This window comes from Acinetobacter sp. KB005 (genome assembly GCF_049949095.1).
In the GTDB taxonomy this organism is placed as follows: domain Bacteria; phylum Pseudomonadota; class Gammaproteobacteria; order Pseudomonadales; family Moraxellaceae; genus Acinetobacter; species Acinetobacter calcoaceticus.
In genome coordinates this window covers 849,388-869,998 of sequence record NZ_CP188191.1, presented here as the reverse complement: position 1 = coordinate 869,998, position 20,611 = coordinate 849,388, and the positions used below count along the sequence as shown (strand labels likewise).

At 37.9% G+C, this 20,611-nt stretch carries 18 protein-coding genes and 1 pseudogene; 14 read left to right on the top strand and 5 right to left on the bottom strand.

The annotated features are described in order from the left end of the window. Positions 1-39: 39 nt before the first annotated feature. From dnaK to ACPF64_RS04260, 5 genes and pseudogenes are all read left to right on the top strand, one after another. Positions 40-1,980 (top strand): molecular chaperone DnaK, encoded by a 1,941-nt coding sequence (gene dnaK, locus ACPF64_RS04280; RefSeq protein WP_017387642.1) that lies wholly within the window; start codon positions 40-42, stop codon positions 1,978-1,980. 342 nt (positions 1,981-2,322) lie between these two features. Continuing rightward, positions 2,323-2,766, top strand: coding sequence for a hypothetical protein (locus tag ACPF64_RS04275; RefSeq protein WP_005037720.1), 444 nt, complete (start codon positions 2,323-2,325; stop codon positions 2,764-2,766). 329 nt (positions 2,767-3,095) lie between these two features. After that, positions 3,096-4,013 (top strand): matrixin family metalloprotease, encoded by a 918-nt coding sequence (locus ACPF64_RS04270; RefSeq protein ID WP_426455655.1) that lies wholly within the window; start codon positions 3,096-3,098, stop codon positions 4,011-4,013. A gap of 111 nt (positions 4,014-4,124) precedes the next feature. Next, positions 4,125-5,106, top strand: a pseudogene (locus ACPF64_RS04265) (M57 family metalloprotease). 101 nt (positions 5,107-5,207) lie between these two features. Continuing rightward, positions 5,208-5,582 (top strand): hypothetical protein, encoded by a 375-nt coding sequence (locus ACPF64_RS04260; protein WP_003656007.1) that lies wholly within the window; start codon positions 5,208-5,210, stop codon positions 5,580-5,582. A gap of 62 nt (positions 5,583-5,644) precedes the next feature. Here ACPF64_RS04260 and ACPF64_RS04255 read toward each other — a convergent pair whose 3' ends face one another. The 4 genes from ACPF64_RS04255 to ACPF64_RS04240 all read right to left on the bottom strand — a co-directional run bounded on the left by ACPF64_RS04255 (position 5,645) and on the right by ACPF64_RS04240 (position 10,020). Continuing rightward, positions 5,645-6,937, bottom strand: a complete 1,293-nt coding sequence (locus ACPF64_RS04255; protein WP_426455654.1) for a lytic murein transglycosylase — start codon at positions 6,935-6,937, stop codon at positions 5,645-5,647. 711 nt (positions 6,938-7,648) lie between these two features. Further along, the gene (locus ACPF64_RS04250; protein WP_426455653.1) at positions 7,649-8,770 is read right to left on the bottom strand and encodes a 5-(carboxyamino)imidazole ribonucleotide synthase; all 1,122 of its coding nucleotides are present in this window, start codon (positions 8,768-8,770) and stop codon (positions 7,649-7,651) included. Positions 8,771-8,779: 9 nt separating this feature from the next. After that, the gene (gene purE, locus ACPF64_RS04245; protein WP_002115451.1) at positions 8,780-9,295 is read right to left on the bottom strand and encodes a 5-(carboxyamino)imidazole ribonucleotide mutase; all 516 of its coding nucleotides are present in this window, start codon (positions 9,293-9,295) and stop codon (positions 8,780-8,782) included. Positions 9,296-9,657: 362 nt separating this feature from the next. Next, positions 9,658-10,020 (bottom strand): DMT family protein, encoded by a 363-nt coding sequence (locus tag ACPF64_RS04240; RefSeq protein WP_174753208.1) that lies wholly within the window; start codon positions 10,018-10,020, stop codon positions 9,658-9,660. 241 nt (positions 10,021-10,261) lie between these two features. Between ACPF64_RS04240 and mpl the strand changes: the two genes are divergently transcribed. Continuing rightward, positions 10,262-11,635, top strand: a complete 1,374-nt coding sequence (gene mpl, locus ACPF64_RS04235; protein ID WP_426455652.1) for a UDP-N-acetylmuramate:L-alanyl-gamma-D-glutamyl-meso-diaminopimelate ligase — start codon at positions 10,262-10,264, stop codon at positions 11,633-11,635. Between the two features lie 64 nt (positions 11,636-11,699). Here the strand turns inward: mpl and ACPF64_RS04230 are convergent, their stop codons facing one another. Continuing rightward, positions 11,700-12,950, bottom strand: coding sequence for a low temperature requirement protein A (locus ACPF64_RS04230; protein WP_426455651.1), 1,251 nt, complete (start codon positions 12,948-12,950; stop codon positions 11,700-11,702). Between the two features lie 135 nt (positions 12,951-13,085). Here ACPF64_RS04230 and ACPF64_RS04225 point away from each other — a divergent pair, with 135 nt between their 5' ends. The 8 genes from ACPF64_RS04225 to ACPF64_RS04190 all read left to right on the top strand — a co-directional run bounded on the left by ACPF64_RS04225 (position 13,086) and on the right by ACPF64_RS04190 (position 20,576). Continuing rightward, complete coding sequence (locus ACPF64_RS04225; RefSeq protein WP_045437741.1) at positions 13,086-13,682, top strand: phosphatase PAP2 family protein; 597 nt, start codon at positions 13,086-13,088, stop codon at positions 13,680-13,682. Between the two features lie 320 nt (positions 13,683-14,002). After that, positions 14,003-14,959, top strand: a complete 957-nt coding sequence (locus tag ACPF64_RS04220; protein WP_045437743.1) for a TerC family protein — start codon at positions 14,003-14,005, stop codon at positions 14,957-14,959. 188 nt (positions 14,960-15,147) lie between these two features. Next, complete coding sequence (locus ACPF64_RS04215; protein ID WP_035358681.1) at positions 15,148-15,507, top strand: hypothetical protein; 360 nt, start codon at positions 15,148-15,150, stop codon at positions 15,505-15,507. A 22-nt stretch (positions 15,508-15,529) separates the two neighbouring features. After that, the gene (locus ACPF64_RS04210) at positions 15,530-16,690 is read left to right on the top strand and encodes a glutathionylspermidine synthase family protein (RefSeq protein ID WP_426455650.1); all 1,161 of its coding nucleotides are present in this window, start codon (positions 15,530-15,532) and stop codon (positions 16,688-16,690) included. A gap of 281 nt (positions 16,691-16,971) precedes the next feature. Beyond that, a complete protein-coding gene (locus ACPF64_RS04205) occupies positions 16,972-18,027 on the top strand; it encodes a Rieske 2Fe-2S domain-containing protein (protein WP_426455649.1) in 1,056 nt (351 codons plus the stop codon). Positions 18,028-18,083: 56 nt separating this feature from the next. Beyond that, positions 18,084-19,406 carry a guanine deaminase gene (gene guaD / locus ACPF64_RS04200; RefSeq protein ID WP_426455648.1) on the top strand — a complete coding sequence of 441 codons (1,323 nt, stop codon included), beginning with the start codon at positions 18,084-18,086 and terminating at the stop codon, positions 19,404-19,406. A gap of 217 nt (positions 19,407-19,623) precedes the next feature. Continuing rightward, positions 19,624-20,151: a hypoxanthine phosphoribosyltransferase gene (gene hpt / locus ACPF64_RS04195; protein ID WP_004640259.1), complete on the top strand. Its 528-nt coding sequence runs from the start codon at positions 19,624-19,626 to the stop codon at positions 20,149-20,151. Between the two features lie 173 nt (positions 20,152-20,324). Next, complete coding sequence (locus ACPF64_RS04190; protein ID WP_045437771.1) at positions 20,325-20,576, top strand: GlsB/YeaQ/YmgE family stress response membrane protein; 252 nt, start codon at positions 20,325-20,327, stop codon at positions 20,574-20,576. Positions 20,577-20,611 lie beyond the last annotated feature (35 nt).

Genomic DNA, 20,611 nt, shown 5'->3' with positions numbered 1-20,611 from the left:
GCAAAAACATTGCAAAAGAATTTTTGAGGAAAACGTCACATGGCAAAAATTATTGGTATTGACTTAGGTACTACCAACTCATGCGTTGCTGTACTTGAAGGCGATAAAGTAAAAGTAATCGAAAACGCTGAAGGCACACGTACAACTCCATCGATCATTGCTTATAAAGATGGCGAGATCTTAGTGGGTCAAAGTGCTAAGCGTCAGGCAGTAACTAACCCGAAAAATACATTATTCGCTATTAAGCGTTTAATTGGTCGTCGTTATGAAGATCAAGCGGTACAAAAAGACATCGGCCTTGTACCTTATAAAATCATCAAAGCTGACAATGGTGATGCTTGGGTAGAAGTAAACGATAAAAAATTAGCGCCTCAACAGATCTCTGCTGAAATCTTGAAAAAGATGAAGAAAACTGCAGAAGACTATTTAGGTGAAACAGTTACAGAAGCAGTTATTACTGTTCCTGCTTACTTTAACGATGCTCAACGTCAAGCAACTAAAGATGCGGGTAAAATCGCTGGTTTAGACGTTAAACGTATCATTAACGAACCAACTGCTGCTGCACTTGCGTTCGGTATGGACAAAAAAGAAGGCGATCGTAAAATTGCTGTTTACGACTTAGGTGGTGGTACTTTTGACGTATCAATCATTGAAATCGCAGACCTTGATGGCGACCAACAAATCGAAGTGTTATCAACAAATGGTGATACTTTCCTTGGTGGTGAAGACTTTGATAACGCGTTAATTGAATTCTTGGTTGAAGAATTTAAGAAAGAACAAAGTGTGAACTTGAAAAATGACCCACTTGCGTTACAACGTTTGAAAGAAGCTGCTGAAAAAGCAAAAATCGAGCTTTCTTCATCAAATGCAACTGAAATCAACCTTCCATACATCACTGCTGATGCAACTGGTCCTAAACACTTAGTGATCAATGTAACACGTGCAAAACTTGAAGGTTTAGTTGCTGATTTAGTTGCTCGTACAATTGAGCCTTGCCGTATCGCGCTTAAAGATGCTGGTCTTTCGACTTCTGACATCTCTGACGTGATCTTGGTTGGTGGTCAGTCTCGTATGCCACTTGTACAACAAAAAGTACAAGAATTCTTTGGTAAAGAGCCACGTAAAGACGTGAACCCTGATGAAGCAGTTGCAATTGGTGCTGCGATTCAAGGTGCGGTATTGTCTGGTGACAAAACTGACGTTCTTTTATTAGACGTAACACCATTAACTTTAGGTATTGAAACAATGGGTGGTGTATTAACACCAATCATTGAGAAAAACACGACGATTCCTGCGAAGAAATCACAAGTGTTCTCTACTGCTGCTGACAACCAGCCTGCTGTAGACATTTCTGTTTACCAAGGTGAACGTAAGATGGCTCAACAAAACAAATTGTTGGGTAACTTCCAATTAGGCGACATTCCACCTGCTCCACGTGGTGTGCCACAAATTGAAGTATCTTTCGACATCAATGCTGATGGTATCTTGAAAGTATCTGCTAAAGATAAGAGCACTGGTAAAGAGCAATCAATCCAGATTAAAGCAAACTCAGGTTTGTCTGATGCTGAAATCGAAGCAATGATTAAAGATGCTGAAGCGAATGCTGAAGAAGATCGTAAGTTTGAAGAACTTGCAAAAGCTCGTAACGAAGCTGATGCATTAATTTCAAGCTCGAACAAAGCTGTAAAAGATCTTGGTGATAAAGTTACTGAAGATGAAAAAACAGCTGTAAGTACTGCGGTTTCTGAACTTGAAGCAGCAACAAAAGAAAATGATGTTGAAGATATCAAAGCTAAAACTGAGGCTTTACAAAACATCTTAATGCCTATCACTCAACGTGCTTATGAACAAGCACAGCAAGCTGGTGGTGCAGAAGGCTTTGATCCAAATGCATTCCAAGGTGGCGATGCAGGTCAACAAAAAGCAGATGATGGCGTTGTAGATGCTGAATTCACAGAAGTAAAAGATGACAAAAAATAATTTGTCGCTTTAAAAAAGACCGCGCGAAAGCGCGGTTTTTTTTAAGATAAATCCTGTTATTCTCAAGTATTGGATTTTTAAATTTTGCCTCAGATGATGAAATTGTACTCCATGCTGAATGAGATGCTTCAAGTAAGTATTTTCGGCGTGTAACTTCCTTCACATTTTATTTATCGGTAATCATTTTATTTCAGTATCTTAACTACTGCAGCTGTATACATTGTTGACAAGTAATTGCTAGGATTATGTACATTCAACTTTAGCCAATCAGACTACATCAATTTGATACAGATACAATATTATATATATAATCTAAAACATTAAAATATCACTCTATAAAAAATGAAAATCGAACCAATTATCACAAAAACCAAATTTAGATTAATGCTTATTTTTTCTCTACTCTTCGCCATTTTTAGTGCAACATTTGATGCCTATGATGAAACGTTTATCTCAATCAATGAGACGTTATCAATAGATCCCCAAAACTGGGAATTAGCCATTACTTGCCTTCTTTCAATTATTTTTTTGATCATATTCATTGGTTTGCTTCTATTCAAAGAATGGGCGAGGAAACTATATATTTATACTTTTTTCCCAATTTTACTCATTTATTTATTACCGAGTTACTATTGGACATTAATGTCTGGTCTAAGTGCTATTTTTTATGAGCTAGGCAATATTCTCTCTACACTAATTTGGGGCATTTTAGTTGTACCTAGCCTCTACCAACCTTTATTTAAAAAAGATGCTGAATTCACTGAAGTTAAAGATGACAAAAAATAATTTGTTTCTTTAATAAAAAACCGCGCTTAGGCGCGGTTTTTTATTAGTTACAAAAAATAACAATAGCTTTTTAAAGGAGATTTTTAATTATCTTAATGTCAAAAAGATCAATAATAAAAACTAATCTATTAATTATAAAAAAGATTTTATAAACTAAAAGACATTGTTACTTATTACATTAATTATTCCATTATTGCCAAGTCTAAAAACATCTTTTTAAATTTTTATAGCCAGATCACAAATTCTCCCTCTCTCCTGCATTTTTTATCATTTTGACGAAATTAATTAAGTAGCTAACAATAAGATTTATTTATATTTTTTATTTTGCCATGAAAAAATTTCTATGGTGGGGACTTAGCTTGTGTTTATGCATAGGCTTACAAACGACGAGCTTTGCCCAAAATAATCTACCAATGGTTTCCTCTAATCAACCTTTAAAGTATCGAATTGCTTTTATTGACCCACGGTTTCAACTCACTAAAGAACAACTTATTGAAGTATGCCAACAAGCTGCTGAAATCTGGCACAAAGAGACTGGAAAAACCTATTTTTCTTATGATTCAGAAGCGCAGTTAAAAATTAACTTAATTTATGATGATCATCAAATTATTAAAAGTGAACAACAAGAAAATTTAAATGCTCTTTTACAAAAGCAGGAACAATGGCGCATTAAAAATGAAGAGATTATTTTAAACAAACAAGAAATTGATCAGCTATCATCTGATTTGAACAAAAAAAAGATCAGTCTAAAAGCTGAATTTGAACACTATCAACGAGACGTAACACGCTTTAATCAAGGAGAACATCAATACTATCGTGCCGATGAGTTAAAAGAACGGCAAAAACAACTAGAGCAAAAATCAGAAAATATAAAAAATGAATCAAACGATTTAAATTTTATAATTCAATCACTTAACTTAAAAATTAAAGAACTAAATCAAGAACAAAGCGATTTAACAACTTTAATGACACAATTTAAGCTAGAACAAAAAGCCAATATTCAGATCTTTCATAAAGGCTTATTCAGTCAAAACCAAATTCAAATTTACGGTTATGCCTCTTTGAATGATTTACGTTTGACCCTTGCTCATGAGTTTGGCCATGCTTTAGGGCTAAAACATACCACCGATCCTAAATCTTTAATGTACCCCCGTTTAAAAGAGCAAGATATTCATAATTTCAAATTAACAGATTCCGATTTAGAGTTATTAGGCTCAATTTATAGCTCAATTAAGAAAAATCATTAAAGTTAAATGATTAAAAAAACTAAATAAAACCAAACATATTGAATTTTTTCTAAAAAATAATTTTGCATTTGGTAAAAATTAATGAGACTAAAGTCTCATTTATTTATCTGAATTGTATGTTTTTTGATTGATTTTTCACTTTATATTCTTATAATACGTTTTTTTTAAAATCTCCCCCTCTTCTATTATGCGTTTAACATCTTTGTTACTAGGCGTAGCCTTTGCTTTTTCTAATTTTCAGGCTAATGCTAATCTTGCCACTCCAGCTCATACTCAAATTCAGCAAAAAGCGGGTCAGCACCTGACTTATAAAATTGCTGAAATTGATCCACGTTTTGGTTTGAGCCAAGATCAATTGATTCAGATTAGCCAACAAGCTGCAGATATTTGGAAACAAGGCACTGGGCAGGATTATTTTACTTATGATCCAAATGCAAAGTTAGAAATTCGCCTAGTTTACGATAATGGTCAAAGTCGTTCTGAACAGCGTCAAAAAATTGCAGCTCAGTTCCAGCAAGAACAGCAACGTGTAATTGATGAACAGCAACAAATTAAGCAATTAAAGCAAACCCTTGGTCAAACTCAATCTGACCTTGAAAATAAAAAGCAGATTTTGAATGGAAAATTGAAAAATCTTGACCAGCAAATGATGCAACTTAACCAAGGCAAATTAGCACCTGAATACAGTGCTAAATCTTTGGCTAAAACCCAGAAAGATTTGCAAAAGCAAACTGTTGCTTTAAAGAAAGAAATTGCTGCATATAATGAGCAAGCTAAAGATTTAAATACTAAAGTTACTCACTTTAATCAGATTAATAATAAGTTTAATGAATCATTAAACGAATTTAAGCAAAATGCTCAAGCGGATGTCTTTAAAAAAGGTATCTACAACGGCAAACAAATCGTGATTTATGAGTTTAAGTCTATTGATGATTTACGTTTAACGATTGCTCATGAGTTAGGACATGCGCTTGGTTTAAAACACAGTGATCAACCAAATGCATTGATGTACTCAGTTCGTAAAGATGGTGACAAAAAAATCACTGGCCTTACCGATGCTGATCGCGATCTATTGAGTGCTTTACCTCAATAATTAAGAACTTGATATAAAATGATGTATCTATTTCTAGATAGATACATCGAAATTCATATCAAAGTCATGTTATTGTGGTCATAAGAGCTAACGAAAATAGAATGGAGATCAAGATGAGTTACTATCATATCCTGATTGAAGTAAATGATCATATCAGCACAATTGAACAAACACGCGATATTGAACTGTTTGATATTATTGAAATCAAACCGTATCTTCATTCTATTCTAATCCCCTTTTTCAATGAGCATGAAATCGAGCTTGAAGATGAAAATATTGAATACAAAGATATTTTGCATCTTGAAGTGAAACAGACTCTGCTACCGATTGAACATTTAATTGAAGAAGAACAAAAGCAATTACCAAGTGATACAGATGTTACGATCACTGCGTATGAAATCTTTAATGATCGAGATTTAAGCCAAGATGTCACTTCAGTTATTTTTGATATATTGGAAGCGGTTAAATTAGATTAGCAATCTTGTACAAGTACCTATAAAAAAGGTCTGCATATGCAGACCTTTTTATTATTTTCAGTTTATTGCATCATTTTTTGGGCTTGTTCTTGACGGAATGCGCGTAAGATTTGTTGCCCTGCTCGTCCGCTTGGATTTAAACCTAAACGAGTTTGCTCTTGACGAATAGCCACACGGGTTTTATCCCCAATAAGACCATCAACCGCACCAATATCGTAGCCGCGATTAATCAAAAACTGTTGGATTTCACGACGTTCTGCACGTGAAGTTCCTGGATCATCAGTTGGCCAAGATGTCGCAAAAGGACGAGCACCTTTTAAACGATCAGATAGATGAGCAATTGCAAGGCCATAACTTTCCGCAGCGTTATAACTATAGATAGCATCAAAATTCTTAAATACTAAGAATACTGGACCATTTACGCCTGCCGGTGCCATTAAACCTGCCGAAGTACTGCTAGATAAAGTCCCTTGAACAAGTGGAGAACCATCAATCCGAGTAACACCTCGCGCACTCCAGCTACTTAAAGCTTTCTTTGAACGTCGCCCTTCTCCATCAATTGACATACCTTGGGGAACTTTTACTTCAAAACCCCATGGCATCCCTGCTTGCCAACCCGCTTTATTTAAGAAATTAGCCGTTGAAGCCAATGCATCAACTGTACTAGACACCAAATCGCGACGACCATCTCCATCAAAATCAACAGCTAAACGTTCATAGGTCGATGGCATAAATTGGGTATGACCAAATGCACCAGCCCATGAACCTTTCAGTTGATCTTCAGTTAAGTCACCACGCTGTAAAATACGCATGGTGGCAAAAAATTCAGTACGGAAATAACTTTGTCGGCGACCTTCACAACTTAAAGTTCCGAGTGCTTGTAATAAAGGATATTTTCCAGAAATATCACCAAAATTACTTTCAACACCCCACACTGCCACAATTGTTTCTGGTGGCACGCCATAAGTTTGAGAAGCACGATTTAAAACATCGCGATATTGCGCCAACTTTTGTTTTCCAAGCTCAACACGCTCTTCATCGACTAAGCCAGAAAGATAATCCCAAATAGGCGTCGAAAATTCTGGTTGATAATTTAATTTATCAATAACCGAATAATCTGGAGTTAAGTTTTGAGTATAACGATCATAGGTTGTACCAGAGACTCCAGCAGCAACCGCTTGAGAGCGTAAATTTGCCAAACAACTTTGGAAATTATTATTAGGCGTATAATTTTCGTTAGTCACTGCCGGAACAGTGGCACTGCTAGATATTGTAGAACCATTAATTACGAGCTCTGCTTGAGCCTGAGTCATTGCTAAAAATACAGAGCCAACAATACAAGAAAAACGTCGCATATTATCCCAGTTTCAATTTTTGAATTTAAATTTTTAAGTACCATACCATTATGAGTCTAAAATTTCAGAGAGAAAACGTAATTTTGAATTCATAATCTCTTCTTTAAATTCATTTCCCGTGTTTTAAATTCAAATTTTTCACTTTATTTTGAATTTAAAACTTCGACCAGTGTGCATCACCAGTTTTGAATTCAAAATAATAGTGCATATTTAAATTCAAAAACCTTATTTTAAATTTAAACTATGAAACATGTGTTTCTGTGGATAAACTTATCCACAGTCGAGGAAAAACAATACTATTTATTGATTCTATTCTATATTTAATCATTCTTCATGACACGGCAAATCCAATCAACCGAACAATCTGTATTTTCAAATTCAAAAATCGACCCATGTTTTAAATTCAAACTTGCCGCGTTATTTTAAATTTAAAAACACTTCAACAAACATGATTAGTTTTGAATTCAAAAAATACAACCTCTACCGCATGGTATAAATTAAATTTTCTTGTGGATAACTAACTTTAAATTCAAAACAATGAAGAAAACTTGTTTTCACTTTTTTAAATTTAAAAACACCACCAATATTTAAATTCAAAAATTCACGTAAAAAGTTATCCACAAACCCTGAATAATTATGATTTATTATTTTTTAAATTTAAAAGATAAAAAAAGCGATCCGAAGATCGCTTTTTTGCAAAATCAAAAGTATTTAGAGGGTCATATCTTCTGTTAGAGCGAGTGGTTCAGGCAAAATTTTCGCCAATTGACGGCATAACGTCGTCAATTCATTACTATCCACAGGCATTAAAGTGATATGACCTAACTTACGACCAGCACGTTCTGACTTGTTATAAAGATGTAGATGAGCACCATTTAAGGCAAGTACATCTTCAGTTTTAGGATGCTGACCAATGATATTGATCATGACCGTTGGGCGAACAACGTCTGTTGAACCTAATGGCAGGTCTGCAACAGCTCGAATATGGTTTTCAAACTGAGAACAAACAGCGCCTTCAATTGACCAGTGACCTGAGTTATGCACACGGGGTGCCATCTCATTTGCACACAAACCTTGTTCAGTCACAAACAGCTCTAGAGTCAACACACCAACATAGTTGAGGTGATTCAACAACCGTGTAATGTAGTCTTGAGCAACAGGCTGTAAAGCTTCACTATTCGGTGCTGGAACAATTGAATGCGATAAAATGCCATTATGGTGGTGATTTTCAGCCAATGGCCAAGTTTTTACCTCACCATTTTGGCCGCGCACCGCAATAATTGAAACTTCGCGAGAGAATTTAACAAAGCTTTCGGCAACTAGACTTTTTGCAGGACCAAGTTCAGCCCACGCGATGTCAATCTGGTCTTCTGAACGAAGTACAAACTGACCTTTACCATCATATCCGCCAGTTGCAGTCTTAAGCACAATCGGTAAACCAAGCTCAGCAACAGCCTTTTTCAAACTTTCTAAACTATCTACAGCACGATACGGCGCAACAGGAATAGTAAGTTCATCAAACAATGCTTTTTCTGACAAACGATTTTGCGCAGTCGCTAAAGCAACACGGGGAGGGTGCAATGCTTTGGTTTGTGTTAAAACATCAACATCTTCAACTGGTGTATTTTCAAACTCAAGACTGAAAACATCAGCACTTTCAATAAACTGCTTTAAACCTTGCTCATCTTGGCTAGAAAAGACTTGGCCTAAAACACCTGCTGGACAATCTGTATTTGCTTCAAAAAAAGTACACTGAATATTTAATGGTAAAGCCGCTTGAGCCATCATTCGGCCCAGTTGCCCACCACCAAAAATACCGATAGTTTTATCCATCTCAGCCTCTTACACCTGACCCGGAATATTTTTGCTTGCAACTTTATCAGTTTGCGCAGCGCGGAAATCAGCAACATTTTTTGCGATTTCAGGACGAGTTAAACCTAAAATTTGTGCCGCCATAATTGCAGCATTCGTCGCACCAGCTGGACCAATCGCTAAAGTACCAACTGCAATACCTGCTGGCATTTGTACGATTGAAAGCAAAGAATCTACGCCATTTAAAATTGATGATTTCACTGGCACACCCAAAACTGGTAAATCAGTTTTTGCGGCACACATTCCAGGTAAATGCGCTGCACCGCCTGCACCAGCAATAATCACTTGAATACCACGATCACGCGCAGTTTCTGCATATTCAAATAAACGATCTGGAGTACGATGAGCAGATACCACTTCCGCTTCAAATGGGACACCAAGCTGTTTAAGCATATTGGCTGTGTTTTCGAGAGTTGCCCAATCAGATTGAGAACCCATAATAATTCCAACGAGAGGTTGAGCGTCTTGTGCTGCGGCCGCATTCATTGCTAATGTTCCAGAGACAAAAGTAAAAGAAGATAAATCTCGACGAGAGCCAAGTTTTAAATGGTTCGAAAGCCCATTATTATAGACTGATTTTTCATCTCACGAAAATTTAACTGACCAGCTCTGCGAATATTTTTAATCTCATAAAAAAATGTCATGGTTTAACAGTGACACATTCTCAAATTTTATTAATATAGCGCGCTTAATCAACTCAATGCTTTTGACTATGAAGATCCAACGCCAAGAGATCAACAATTTTCTAAAATTCTAAAAAAAGCGTGTAAACACCCAGCAAGATCATCAGGTATTTGGAAAAGTAATCGCTTGTATAGAATCAATTATTCAATACAAGCTATTGCAAATTATTGGCTTCTAAATACGAAATAAACACAACCAAATAGACATAACATCGCCCACAAGTAATCTAGTTTAAATGGTTGTTTAAACAAGAAAATCATAAACGGTACAAACACAACCAGCGTAACCACTTCCTGTGTGATCTTCATTTCACCGAGTAACCAGCCTTGTGCACTCAGCATACGAGTAGCAGGAATCATAAAACTGTATTCAAGCAGGGCAATAATCCAACCGAATAAAATCGCTTGCCAGAGTGGGGCATGGTGCAAAAATTTAAGGTGCCCATACCATGCAAGTGTCATAAAACAGTTAGAAATAATTAATAGCGTAAAAGCTAAAACCGTTGGGCTCAAAGGCACATCCCTCATCATCACGATGATTTAAGTATTATTAAAGATACAAAACATTATAAAAGATAAAACTGTAATTCAGCTTAAATACAAAAAATAAAGCTGTACCTTTTATAAGGGCCTCAAACACATAGAACAACAACGATTTTTGACTATCTTTTCCAGTTTAGCCTTGCTATCGTTGCTGCCAAATTTATCAATAATGCACACACAGCAATTCATTTCATGTTGTGTACAAAAGCAGTGGAGAAGGCGAGCAATGCATCTGCATATCTTGGGTATTTGTGGCACTTTTATGGGCTCTTTAGCACTTTTAGCTCGTGATTTAGGACATAAGGTAACCGGTTCCGATTTAAACGTTTACCCGCCAATGTCTACCCAGTTAGAAAACGCAGGTATTACCCTCATGCAAGGCTATGATCGTAGTCATTTGCAGCCTCATCCAGATTTAGTCATTGTCGGAAATGCCATGAAACGTGGTATTGATGCTGTGGAATATATGCTTAACGAAGGTCTACCATATATTTCTGGTCCACAGTTCCTTGCTGACCACGTTTTACAAGGTAAACATGTACTTGGTGTAGCTGGTACTCACGGTAAGACAACAACAACGACAATGCTGGCTTGGGTACTTGATCAGGCGGGTTTAAACCCAGGCTTTTTAATTGGTGGTGTTCCACTTGGTTTTAGTGAAAGCGCTCGTTTAGGTGGCGGCAAATACTTCTGCGTTGAAGCCGATGAATATGACTCAGCTTTCTTTGATAAGCGCTCTAAGTTTGTTCACTATCACCCAAAAACGGCGATTTTAAACAACCTTGAATTTGACCACGCCGATATTTTTGATGACCTAGCGGCTATTCAAAAGCAATTTCATCATCTTGTTCGCACCATTCCAAGTGAAGGTCGCATTATTGCGCCAATTACTGAAACACATATCGACGAAGTACTTGAAATGGGCTGCTGGACACCAGTCATTCGTACAAGTCTAGAAGCAAATGAAAAAGCTGCTTTATCTGCTGAATTAATCTCAATTGATGGCAGCCATTTTAAAGTACTCGAACATGGTAACGTCGTCGGCGAAGTGAAATGGAGCATGACAGGGCAACATAGCGTAGCTAATGCTTTGGCAACGATTGCAGCCGCTCAGCATGTGGGTGTAGCGCTTGAGCAAGCTTGTGAAGCTTTGTCTAACTTTGGTGGCGTGAAACGTCGTATGGAGTTACTCGGTACAGTCGATGGTATTGAGGTTTATGATGACTTTGCTCACCATCCAACTGCAATTGACACGACTTTAGATGGCGCACGTAAACGCTTAGGTGAACGCCGTTTATGGGCAATTATCGAACCACGTTCAAACACCATGCGTATGGGAAGCCATAAAGATGGCTTAGCACACTCAGCACGCTTAGCAGACGAAGTCATCTGGTATCAGCCAGAAGGTTTAGATTGGGATTTACAACCCGTGATTGAAGCTGCGTCTAACCATGCTCAAGTCAGCCGTTCACTTGATGAAATTATTGAACGTATTGTCAATGAAGCAGGTGAGGGCGATGCTGTTGTGATTATGTCTAATGGTGGCTTTGGTGGATTACATCAAAAATTAATGAATGCATTAAAAGCAAAAGCTGCCTAAATTGCTCCTTTAAGATTTAAAAAAACGGGTTTCAAATTGAAACCCGTTTTTTTATTCAGCCATTTTAAACCTTCTCTGGCTCTATATTTTCTATAAATTTATTAGAAACCATTAAACGTAAACTATAGACAATACCCATCGCAAAAACGCTATATCCCACGTTATTACAAATAAACGGAATACATAAAATGATGAGGGCCGTAATAGGGTAAAACCATTTGCTGATTCCTGCTAAACATTCAAATTCATATAGTAGCCAAATACATGTGGTATAAAGCACTACACTCACCGCAACGACTATTCCCATATATAAATCGGAAATATCTGCATGATGGGTTGTGACATCCACTGCCGCTGCAAGCGCAGCGCCCACCGTAGCAATACTCACAAAAACAAAGTAATGACCATACCCCCATACAAATGGACGTACACCTTTTAAACGATGATGCTGTTCACTACGATCGAAATAAGCCCACCACATCGCAAACATAAGCATTAACCCACCGATCATTAAGAAAACGGCAGGAATATTAATAGATTGAGCAGTCAGCGCATCGCGGATTGCATTAAAGCTACCAATAATTGATTCACCCAACACAATAATCGTAAGCAGGGCATAACGCTCTACAATATGATGTGGGTGCCACGGCGTAGGTGAATATTTTTCTGCATAGTAGGGAACAAATAGCTCCATCGCAGCCAGAAATAAAAATAAAGGGGCCGAAATTACGTGGGTAAAATTGGCAACCAACCAACCAATCTGTACCAGTACAATCCCTATCGCATAACGATAAGCCGTAATACGTCGAGCAGGATCGTATTTTGCTGCACGCAACCACTGGGTCACTAACGCCATTCGCATAATGACATAACCGATGATCATTACGTCAAAATCCTGACTATGAAATACATCGGGAATGCCTGCTGCCATCACCAATGAACCCACAATTTGCACAAAGGTGAGGCATCGATACAACGCATCGTCGTTATCGTAAGCCGAAGCAAACCATGAAAAATTCATCCATGCCCACCACAGCGCAAAAAATACCATCAAGTAGCTTGGTAACGCATGCCATAGATGATTTTCAATAATGGCGTGGTGTAACTGCTGACCTGCTGTTGCAATCGCGACCACAAAAATTAAATCGAACAATAATTCGAGGGGAGTCGCTGCTCTATGCGGCTGTTTTGGATCTCTTGGAGATAAAGGCCTCAAACTTAATTTTTTCTGTTTTTCTTGAGTAGTCATAAAATAACGTTCTCGAATAAAATGCCAACACGTTAGCACTTTAATATCAACGCTTAGATCACGCATTAAAAATTATCGTTCTAAGCTGCTTAATCTTTACTCACAAACAAACTATATTTCATTTTTGTGACAATTCTTTATCAAGACATTAAGCTTAATTCTTTATCATAGCTCACGTTTTTGTTCTCGTTTGGAATATGAATGTCTTTAGAAACACTCAACCTTAGCTTATTCCATGTTATTAATGGGGCTCAGGATGCGAGTCAATTTATCATTCGTCTTGCTATCTTTTTTGCTAATGATCTCCTCTATATTCTTTTATTCATCCTTACATTTTTATGGTTCTATGGCGACCAAGATTTAAAAAATAGGGTTGTTAAATCTGTCTTTTTGACCTGCGTGTCGCTTTTAGTAGGTTATGTTATTTCTCTGTTTTACCATCACGCAAGACCGTTTGTGATGGGTGTAGGTACCACTTTCATCGAACATGCACCAACGGCATCTTTTCCAAGTAATCATATGCTGATTTTCAGCACCATCGCTCTGTCTTATTTATTTGCTCAGCGCAAACTGATTGGAATAATTCTTCTATCCTTGTCATTTGTCGTGGCATGGTCACGTATTTATTTAGGTGTGCATTTCCCTTTAGATATGTTGGGCGCTTTTATTGTAGCGCTATTGGTCAATACAGCCGGATATTACTTCTGGAATGCCTACGGCACGCGCTTAACCGCATTCTTTATTCACCTTTACCAGATCATATGCAAACCGCTTTTAGATCGGGGTTTGATTAAATAGGCACTAAATCCATTTTTTACGTTAAAAAACTACGAAATTAAGTTCAGTTGCGTAATCCTAAAAAATCTGCCATTCTATGTGTACTTGGATATGTTTTATCCAAAACAGAATTTAGTTTGACAAGGGGAGTAGCCTCCTCCAAACATAACAGCAATGTTATGTGTCAGATATCGTCAATACACTTTTATTAAAAAGTCGGTATCTGAGCATCATGAAATTCATGATGTAGGCAAGACCTTGATCATGTTGGCACAGATGTTTAATTCATCTGGCAACGGGTCAAGGTTTTTTTATGCCCAATTGCCGGATGTGGAGGTTTTATGGAATCGATCGGCAATTTATGGCTGTATGTAGCATTCTTTGGCATTGTCATTGTCATGCTCCTGATTGACTTTTTAGGCTTTAAGCAAAAGCAAGGTCAGGATGTTTCAATTAAGCAAGCTGCTTACTGGAGTGTGGCGTGGGTGAGTGTCGCAGCGTTATTTGGTGGTGGTTTATGGCTGTATCTACAGCAAACTGCTGGTGTGACCTTAGCAAATCAAAAAACAATGGAATACTTTGCAGGTTACTTGCTTGAAAAGTCGCTCGCAATTGACAACGTTTTCGTCTGGTTAATGATTTTCGCAGCGTTTGCTATCCCAGCTGCACTACAACGTAAAATTTTGCTCTACGGCGTATTAGGCGCAATCGTACTGCGTACTCTCTTTATCTTTATTGGTGCATGGTTCGTTCAAGAGTTTTCTTGGGTGCTTTATATCTTCGGTGCATTCTTGGTATACACAGGCTTTAAGTTCTTAAAAGGTCAAGAAGAAGAAACCAATATTGAAGATATCAAAGTTTTAAAATGGTTACGTAAGCACATGCGTATTACTCCGCAGCTTGAAGGTGACAAATTCTTTGTACGTCAAAATGGTTTATTGTGGGCAACGCCGTTATTTCTAGTTTTGATTTTGGTTGAAGCTTCTGACGTTATTTTCGCGGTAGATTCTATTCCTGCTATTTTCGCGGTAACTAGCGATCCGTTTATTGTTTTAACAGCGAACTTAATGGCAATTTTAGGTTTACGCGCAATGTTCTTCTTGCTTGCTGGCGCTGCAACCAAACTGCATTACTTACCATACGGCTTAGGCATCATTTTATTGTTCATTGGTGCAAAAATGTTGTTGCTTGATGTATTCCACATGCCAATCTGGATCTCGTTAAGCTTTATCGTAATAGTGTTAGCAATTACTGCTTATCTATCCTTACGACACAACAAAAAGCAGTTACAGTCTTAATTCATCAAAACAAGGCATCTACAAGCGAGATGCCTTGTGCTTTAAATTTTAAAAATAAGCTGTACTTTAAAAAAACAGATTAATATTATATGCCAACTTAAAATTTATCTTTCCTAATCAGAAACATAATAGACAATATCTATTCGACATTGTATGTCGAACATACTTATTAAAATGTGTGGGAGCTTATGCGTTCTAAAAAAATTAATCTTGTCGTGGTGCCTTTATTACTCACGGCATGTAGTCATAATGATGGTCCTTTAGTACAAGATGTATATAACAACCAATATGACTGTGCTCGCGACTGGAATACTGAAACTTGTGAAGAAGAAAATAGCTCAAGTGGACATAGTTCTGGTTCAGGCCATTATTTAGGACCTGCGTATTATCGAAATAACCGAGAAGTTTCTTTTCGCGGCAATACCTTACATCCTTATAGCAACTTGAGTGCTGGTCGCCCCATCATTTCAAGCACGGCGAAAAGCTCGTCTTTTTCATCGCCAATTCGAGGTGGTTTTGGCCGTAGCGGTTTTTCTTTCGGCGGCTAAGTCATTCAGGCATTAACATAAGATGAAAAGAAAAATCTTTACTCCACGCCCAGACTGGCAAGTGGAGCATCAAAATATTGGTTTTGATTATTTTAATTTACCTTCTCTCGACGGCTCAATTTACTGGTCTGAAGGGATTGCTTACGAGTTTACCCTTAAGCAGATTGAACAACTTGAAGACGCAGCAAATGAACTGCATCAGATGTGTTTATCTGTTGTAGGAGAACTCATTCAACGGGGTGACTATCCCGCTTATTTTCAAATTCCTGAAGCAGCCCTAAGCCATATTGAAAGCTCATGGAAACAAAATGCACCAATGCTCTATGGTCGCTTTGATTTCGCCTACGATGGGCGGAATATCAAAATGCTGGAATACAACGCCGATACACCTACCGGCTTACTAGAAGCATCTGTAGCGCAGTGGCTGTGGATAGAACAAGTCTCAGGCATTCCGAACCGAGACCAGTTCAATAGCATTCATGAAGATCTGATTAAACGCTGGAAGACGATTTTACCGCGCGGTAGTCATGTGCATTTTACTGCCTGTCAGGAAGCGGGAAGAGAAGACTGGGGCAATTTAGAATACTTGATGGATACGGCTTACCAAGCTCATCTACAAGTTTCCGAGCTTTCTATGGAAAACATAGGTTGGAACGGACAAAATTTTGTTGATCTTAATAATCGCCCCATTCAAAACCTGTTCAAGCTCTATCCATGGGAATGGATCTGGGAAGAATCATTTTCTCAATATATTCATCCACAAACCCAGTGGATTGAACCTTGTTGGAAAATGCTACTTTCAAATAAAGCCATTCTGGTTGAGCTTTGGAAACGTTACCCAAACCATCCTTTATTGGTCGAAACCCATACTTATGACCCACAACAAACATTGGCTGGCAAATGGGTGAAAAAACCGATTTTGGCAAGGGAAGGGGCTAATATTCGGGTTTTACAAGATGGCCATGACCAAGGTGCCGCTTCTGGTAGTTTCTATTTTGATGACTATGACAAATATGGTTATGTCATACAAAAATGGGTAGATACCCCATTATTTTCAGGACAACTACCTACACTCGGATTATGGATGGTCGGTCATCAATGTGCAGGTATGTCCATTCGTGAAGATTGCTACGACATTATCGGTAATGATGCTCACTTTGCAGCGCACTACTTTGTTGAGTAATAAACGCCTAGATATGCATAAAAAAGCACTTTAAAAGTGCTTTTTTATTGTGCCCTCAACGCAGTCAATCAGTGCATAGCGAATAATGAACTTTAGTCTCTAAAGCTAAATTAGAACAAATATTCAAAAATATAATGACTTAATCTTATGTAATTTAATACTTTTATTCTTATTTCTTTAATTAAAAATCAATATTGGCAAGCTCTTTGCATCTCCTAAAAAGAAAAAAGCCTAGATTTTAAGGGCTCGTGAGAGCCCTAATTTTTTTAAGGAGTAATGCCATGAATGCTATCCCAACTTTAACGCCACTTGCTATGCCATGTAACAGCAGTTTTGATGCAAAAGATTGGGAAATTTTATCTACTCACTGGTATCCGGTTGCTCGTATTCAAGACGTCTCTACTGCACCCCAGCGAGTGACACTATTAGACGTGAATATGGCACTGTATAAAACAGAAAGTGGTGAAATTCATCTGGTCCGAGACATTTGCCCCCATCGTGGTGTGCCTTTAACCAAAGGTTGGGTGGATGGTGAGGAGATTGTGTGTCCTTATCATGGTCTACGCTATAACACCGAAGGGAAATGTACCCAAATACCAGCTCAACCCGAACTAACCAAAATTTCTGATCGTTTTTCTCTGACCAAATTTCCAGTTATTCAACGTTATGGCCTCATTTGGACCAGTATTCATGGTCGTGATGTTGCTCAAGCCAATATTCCAGTATTAGATACTTGGGACCAGACAGAGCATCAAGCGATTTTGCCACCTTTTGTCGATATTGGCGGTTCTAGCGGACGTCAACTTGAAGGTTTTATCGATGTCGCTCATTTTGCATGGGTACATTACAATGCCTTTGCAAATCGCGATAATCCCATCGTCCCTAAATATCTTACTGAACGTACCAACTACGGCTTAAAAACGGTCTATATCAGTAATGTTAGTAACTATCCGCATGAATTAAAACATCTCGAACCAGAAGGCTTTTTGTGGAAGCGCACCTTTGATGTCTATCCACCTTTTTCAGCCGTGCTTAAGGTCGATTTTCCAGAAGGCGGTGTTTTAAAAATTTTGAACGCCTGTTGTCCTATCTCAAGTAATAAAACTCGTTTATTTGTTCCATTAACACGTAACTTTGATCAAACAGGCGATTTAGAAAACGTATATGCATTTAATGCTCAAATTTTTGCTGAAGACCAAGACATGGTCGAATCACAAAAGCCAGAAGAATTGCCTCTAGATTTAATGATGGAAGCTCATTTTGAAGCTGACCGTTCATCAACGACTTATCGTCGTATCTTGGCTGAATGGGGACTAAGTAAACGTTATACCGTTTAAATCTTGGTTAACTGGGGTACAATCAACCGAAAAAAGTGAAAATATAAAGGCTTTCCATGTCATTGATCGCAAATACCACCGTTGTGCGTGGTCGTTTTTTAGATATTCTGCAAACTGTCTCTGAGCCAACTGATATTCCAAATCAAGTACGTTATTTGGAAGATGGTGTATTGATTAGTGAACATGGAAAAATCAAATGGTTTGGTACATGGGATGAAGCTCAAGAGCATCTTCCTGCTGGGGTTGAAGTTCAGCATTACCCAGAACAATTGATTGTACCTGGCTTTATTGATACCCATATCCACTTCCCGCAAACCGAAATGGTTGGGGCATACGGCGAACAACTTTTAAGCTGGCTCAATACCTATACATTTCCAACTGAAATCCAGTTTCAGGACAAAGCATATGCAAGTGAAATTGCCCAGTTCTTTGTTCAAGAACTCTTAAAACACGGTACAACCACCGCTCTCGTTTTCTGTACAGTCCACCCTGAGTCTGTTGATGCTTTATTTGAAGCTGCAGAACACGTTCAGATGCGTTTAATTGCCGGTAAGGTTCTCATGGACCGTCATGCACCTGAAGCACTGTGTGACACACCAGAAACGGCTTACAGCGACACAAAAGCACTCATTGAAAAATGGCATGGCAAGGGTCGTGCACTTTATGCCATTACGCCACGTTTTGCGCCAACTTCTACACCTGAGCAATTAGAAAGAGCAGGGCAGTTAAAGCAAGAATTTCCTGATGTTTATGTACATACACATTTAAGTGAGAACAAAGATGAAATTGCTTGGGTGAAATCTTTATTTCCAGAACAGACTGGTTATTTAGATGTTTATCAACATTATGGCCTTACTGGTAAGCGCTCCGTGTTTGCTCATTGCGTTCACCTAGAAGACGAAGAATGGCAATGTATGCATGATACGCAATCGGCTATCGCATTTTGTCCAACTTCAAACCTGTTCTTAGGTAGTGGTTTATTTCCATTGAAAAAAACGTGGGAAAAACAAGTGAAAGTGGGCTTAGGTACAGATATCGGTGCTGGTACATCATTTAGTTTGCTACAAACAGTTAACGAAGCCTATAAGGTTCAGCAATTACAAGGCGATAAAATTTCAGCTTATGAAGCGCTCTATCATGCAACTTTAGGTGGAGCAAAAGCGCTTGACCTGCAAGATCAACTAGGAAACTTCAACATCGGTAAAGAAGCAGATTTTGTTGTCTTGAATCTTAAGCCAACAGCATTACAGCAACTGCGCCAGTCTAAATCCAAATCTGTTGAAGATTCACTGTTTGCATTATTCACGTTAGGTGATGACCGAAATATTGAGGCGACTTATATTTATGGAAAACGTGCTTATCAAAAAGAAACAGCCTAAACAAAATCGTGCTGTTAAGTTTTTGTTATTACTTGGAATATGCGCACTAGCATTAAAGCGTGATCGACATATTGCTCAAAATGATAAAATTTCTGGCTTATCAAAGGGTGCATGAAAAGTCATTTTGCTTTAAAATTTTACCATTAACTCAGATTTTAGAGGTGTTGCAGGTCAACACCTTTTTTATTTTTTCTTTTATATCTTGTAGGAATCTGACATGACTGTTGCAATGAGCATCATGATTTCAACCGAAGAAATTCAAGCAAAAGTCAAAGAGCTCGGCGAGCAAATTAACGCTCACTATGCAAATAGTGACAAAGAGTTGGTCCTGATTGGGCTACTGCGTGGTTCTGTTATTTTCATGGCAGACTTATGCCGCACGATTACCAAACCGCATGAACTCGACTTTATGACAGTGTCTAGCTACGGCGGCGGTACAACTTCAAGTCGAGATGTTAAAATCTTAAAAGATCTTGATGGTGAAATTCGCGGTAAAGATGTCTTGGTAGTTGAAGATATTATCGACTCAGGTAATACCTTAAGCAAAGTTATGGAAATGTTGCAAACTCGAGATCCAAATTCAATTCAATTGTGCACATTGGTGAGTAAACCATCTCGCCGTGAAATTGATCTTGAAGTTAAATTTTTAGGTTTTGAAGTTGAAGATAAGTTTATTGTTGGTTACGGCTTAGACTACGACCAAAAATATCGCCACTTACCATTTATTGGTGAAATTGGTTTATAAATTTCAAAAAAAATAGCACTGAAAGGTGCTATTTTTTTATATAACGTTTTAGTTTTGAACAAAAAAGACACAAAAATTCGCAATCTGCTACAGACAAACTAGCAGGCTCTGAAGCACGATAGAATATGAAGCAAAATCATTAATTTCATCAAAAAAACAACTGGAGAACAAATATGTGGTCACTTATTGTTGCTATTGTGGTTGGTTTCTTTGCTGGTTTAATCGCTCGTGCCTTACATCCTGGCGATGATAAAGCAGGTTTTATCGTAACAACCCTCATCGGTATTGCAGGTTCACTTCTAGCTACCTATGGAGGACGATTACTGGGGCTTTACGGAGAAAATTCAGCGGCGGGCTTTATCGCATCTGTTATTGGCGCAGTGCTTATTCTCTTTATTTACAATTTAATTGCACGAAAAAGTTAATTACTTTCAGGCAATAAAAAAGCACCGAATGGTGC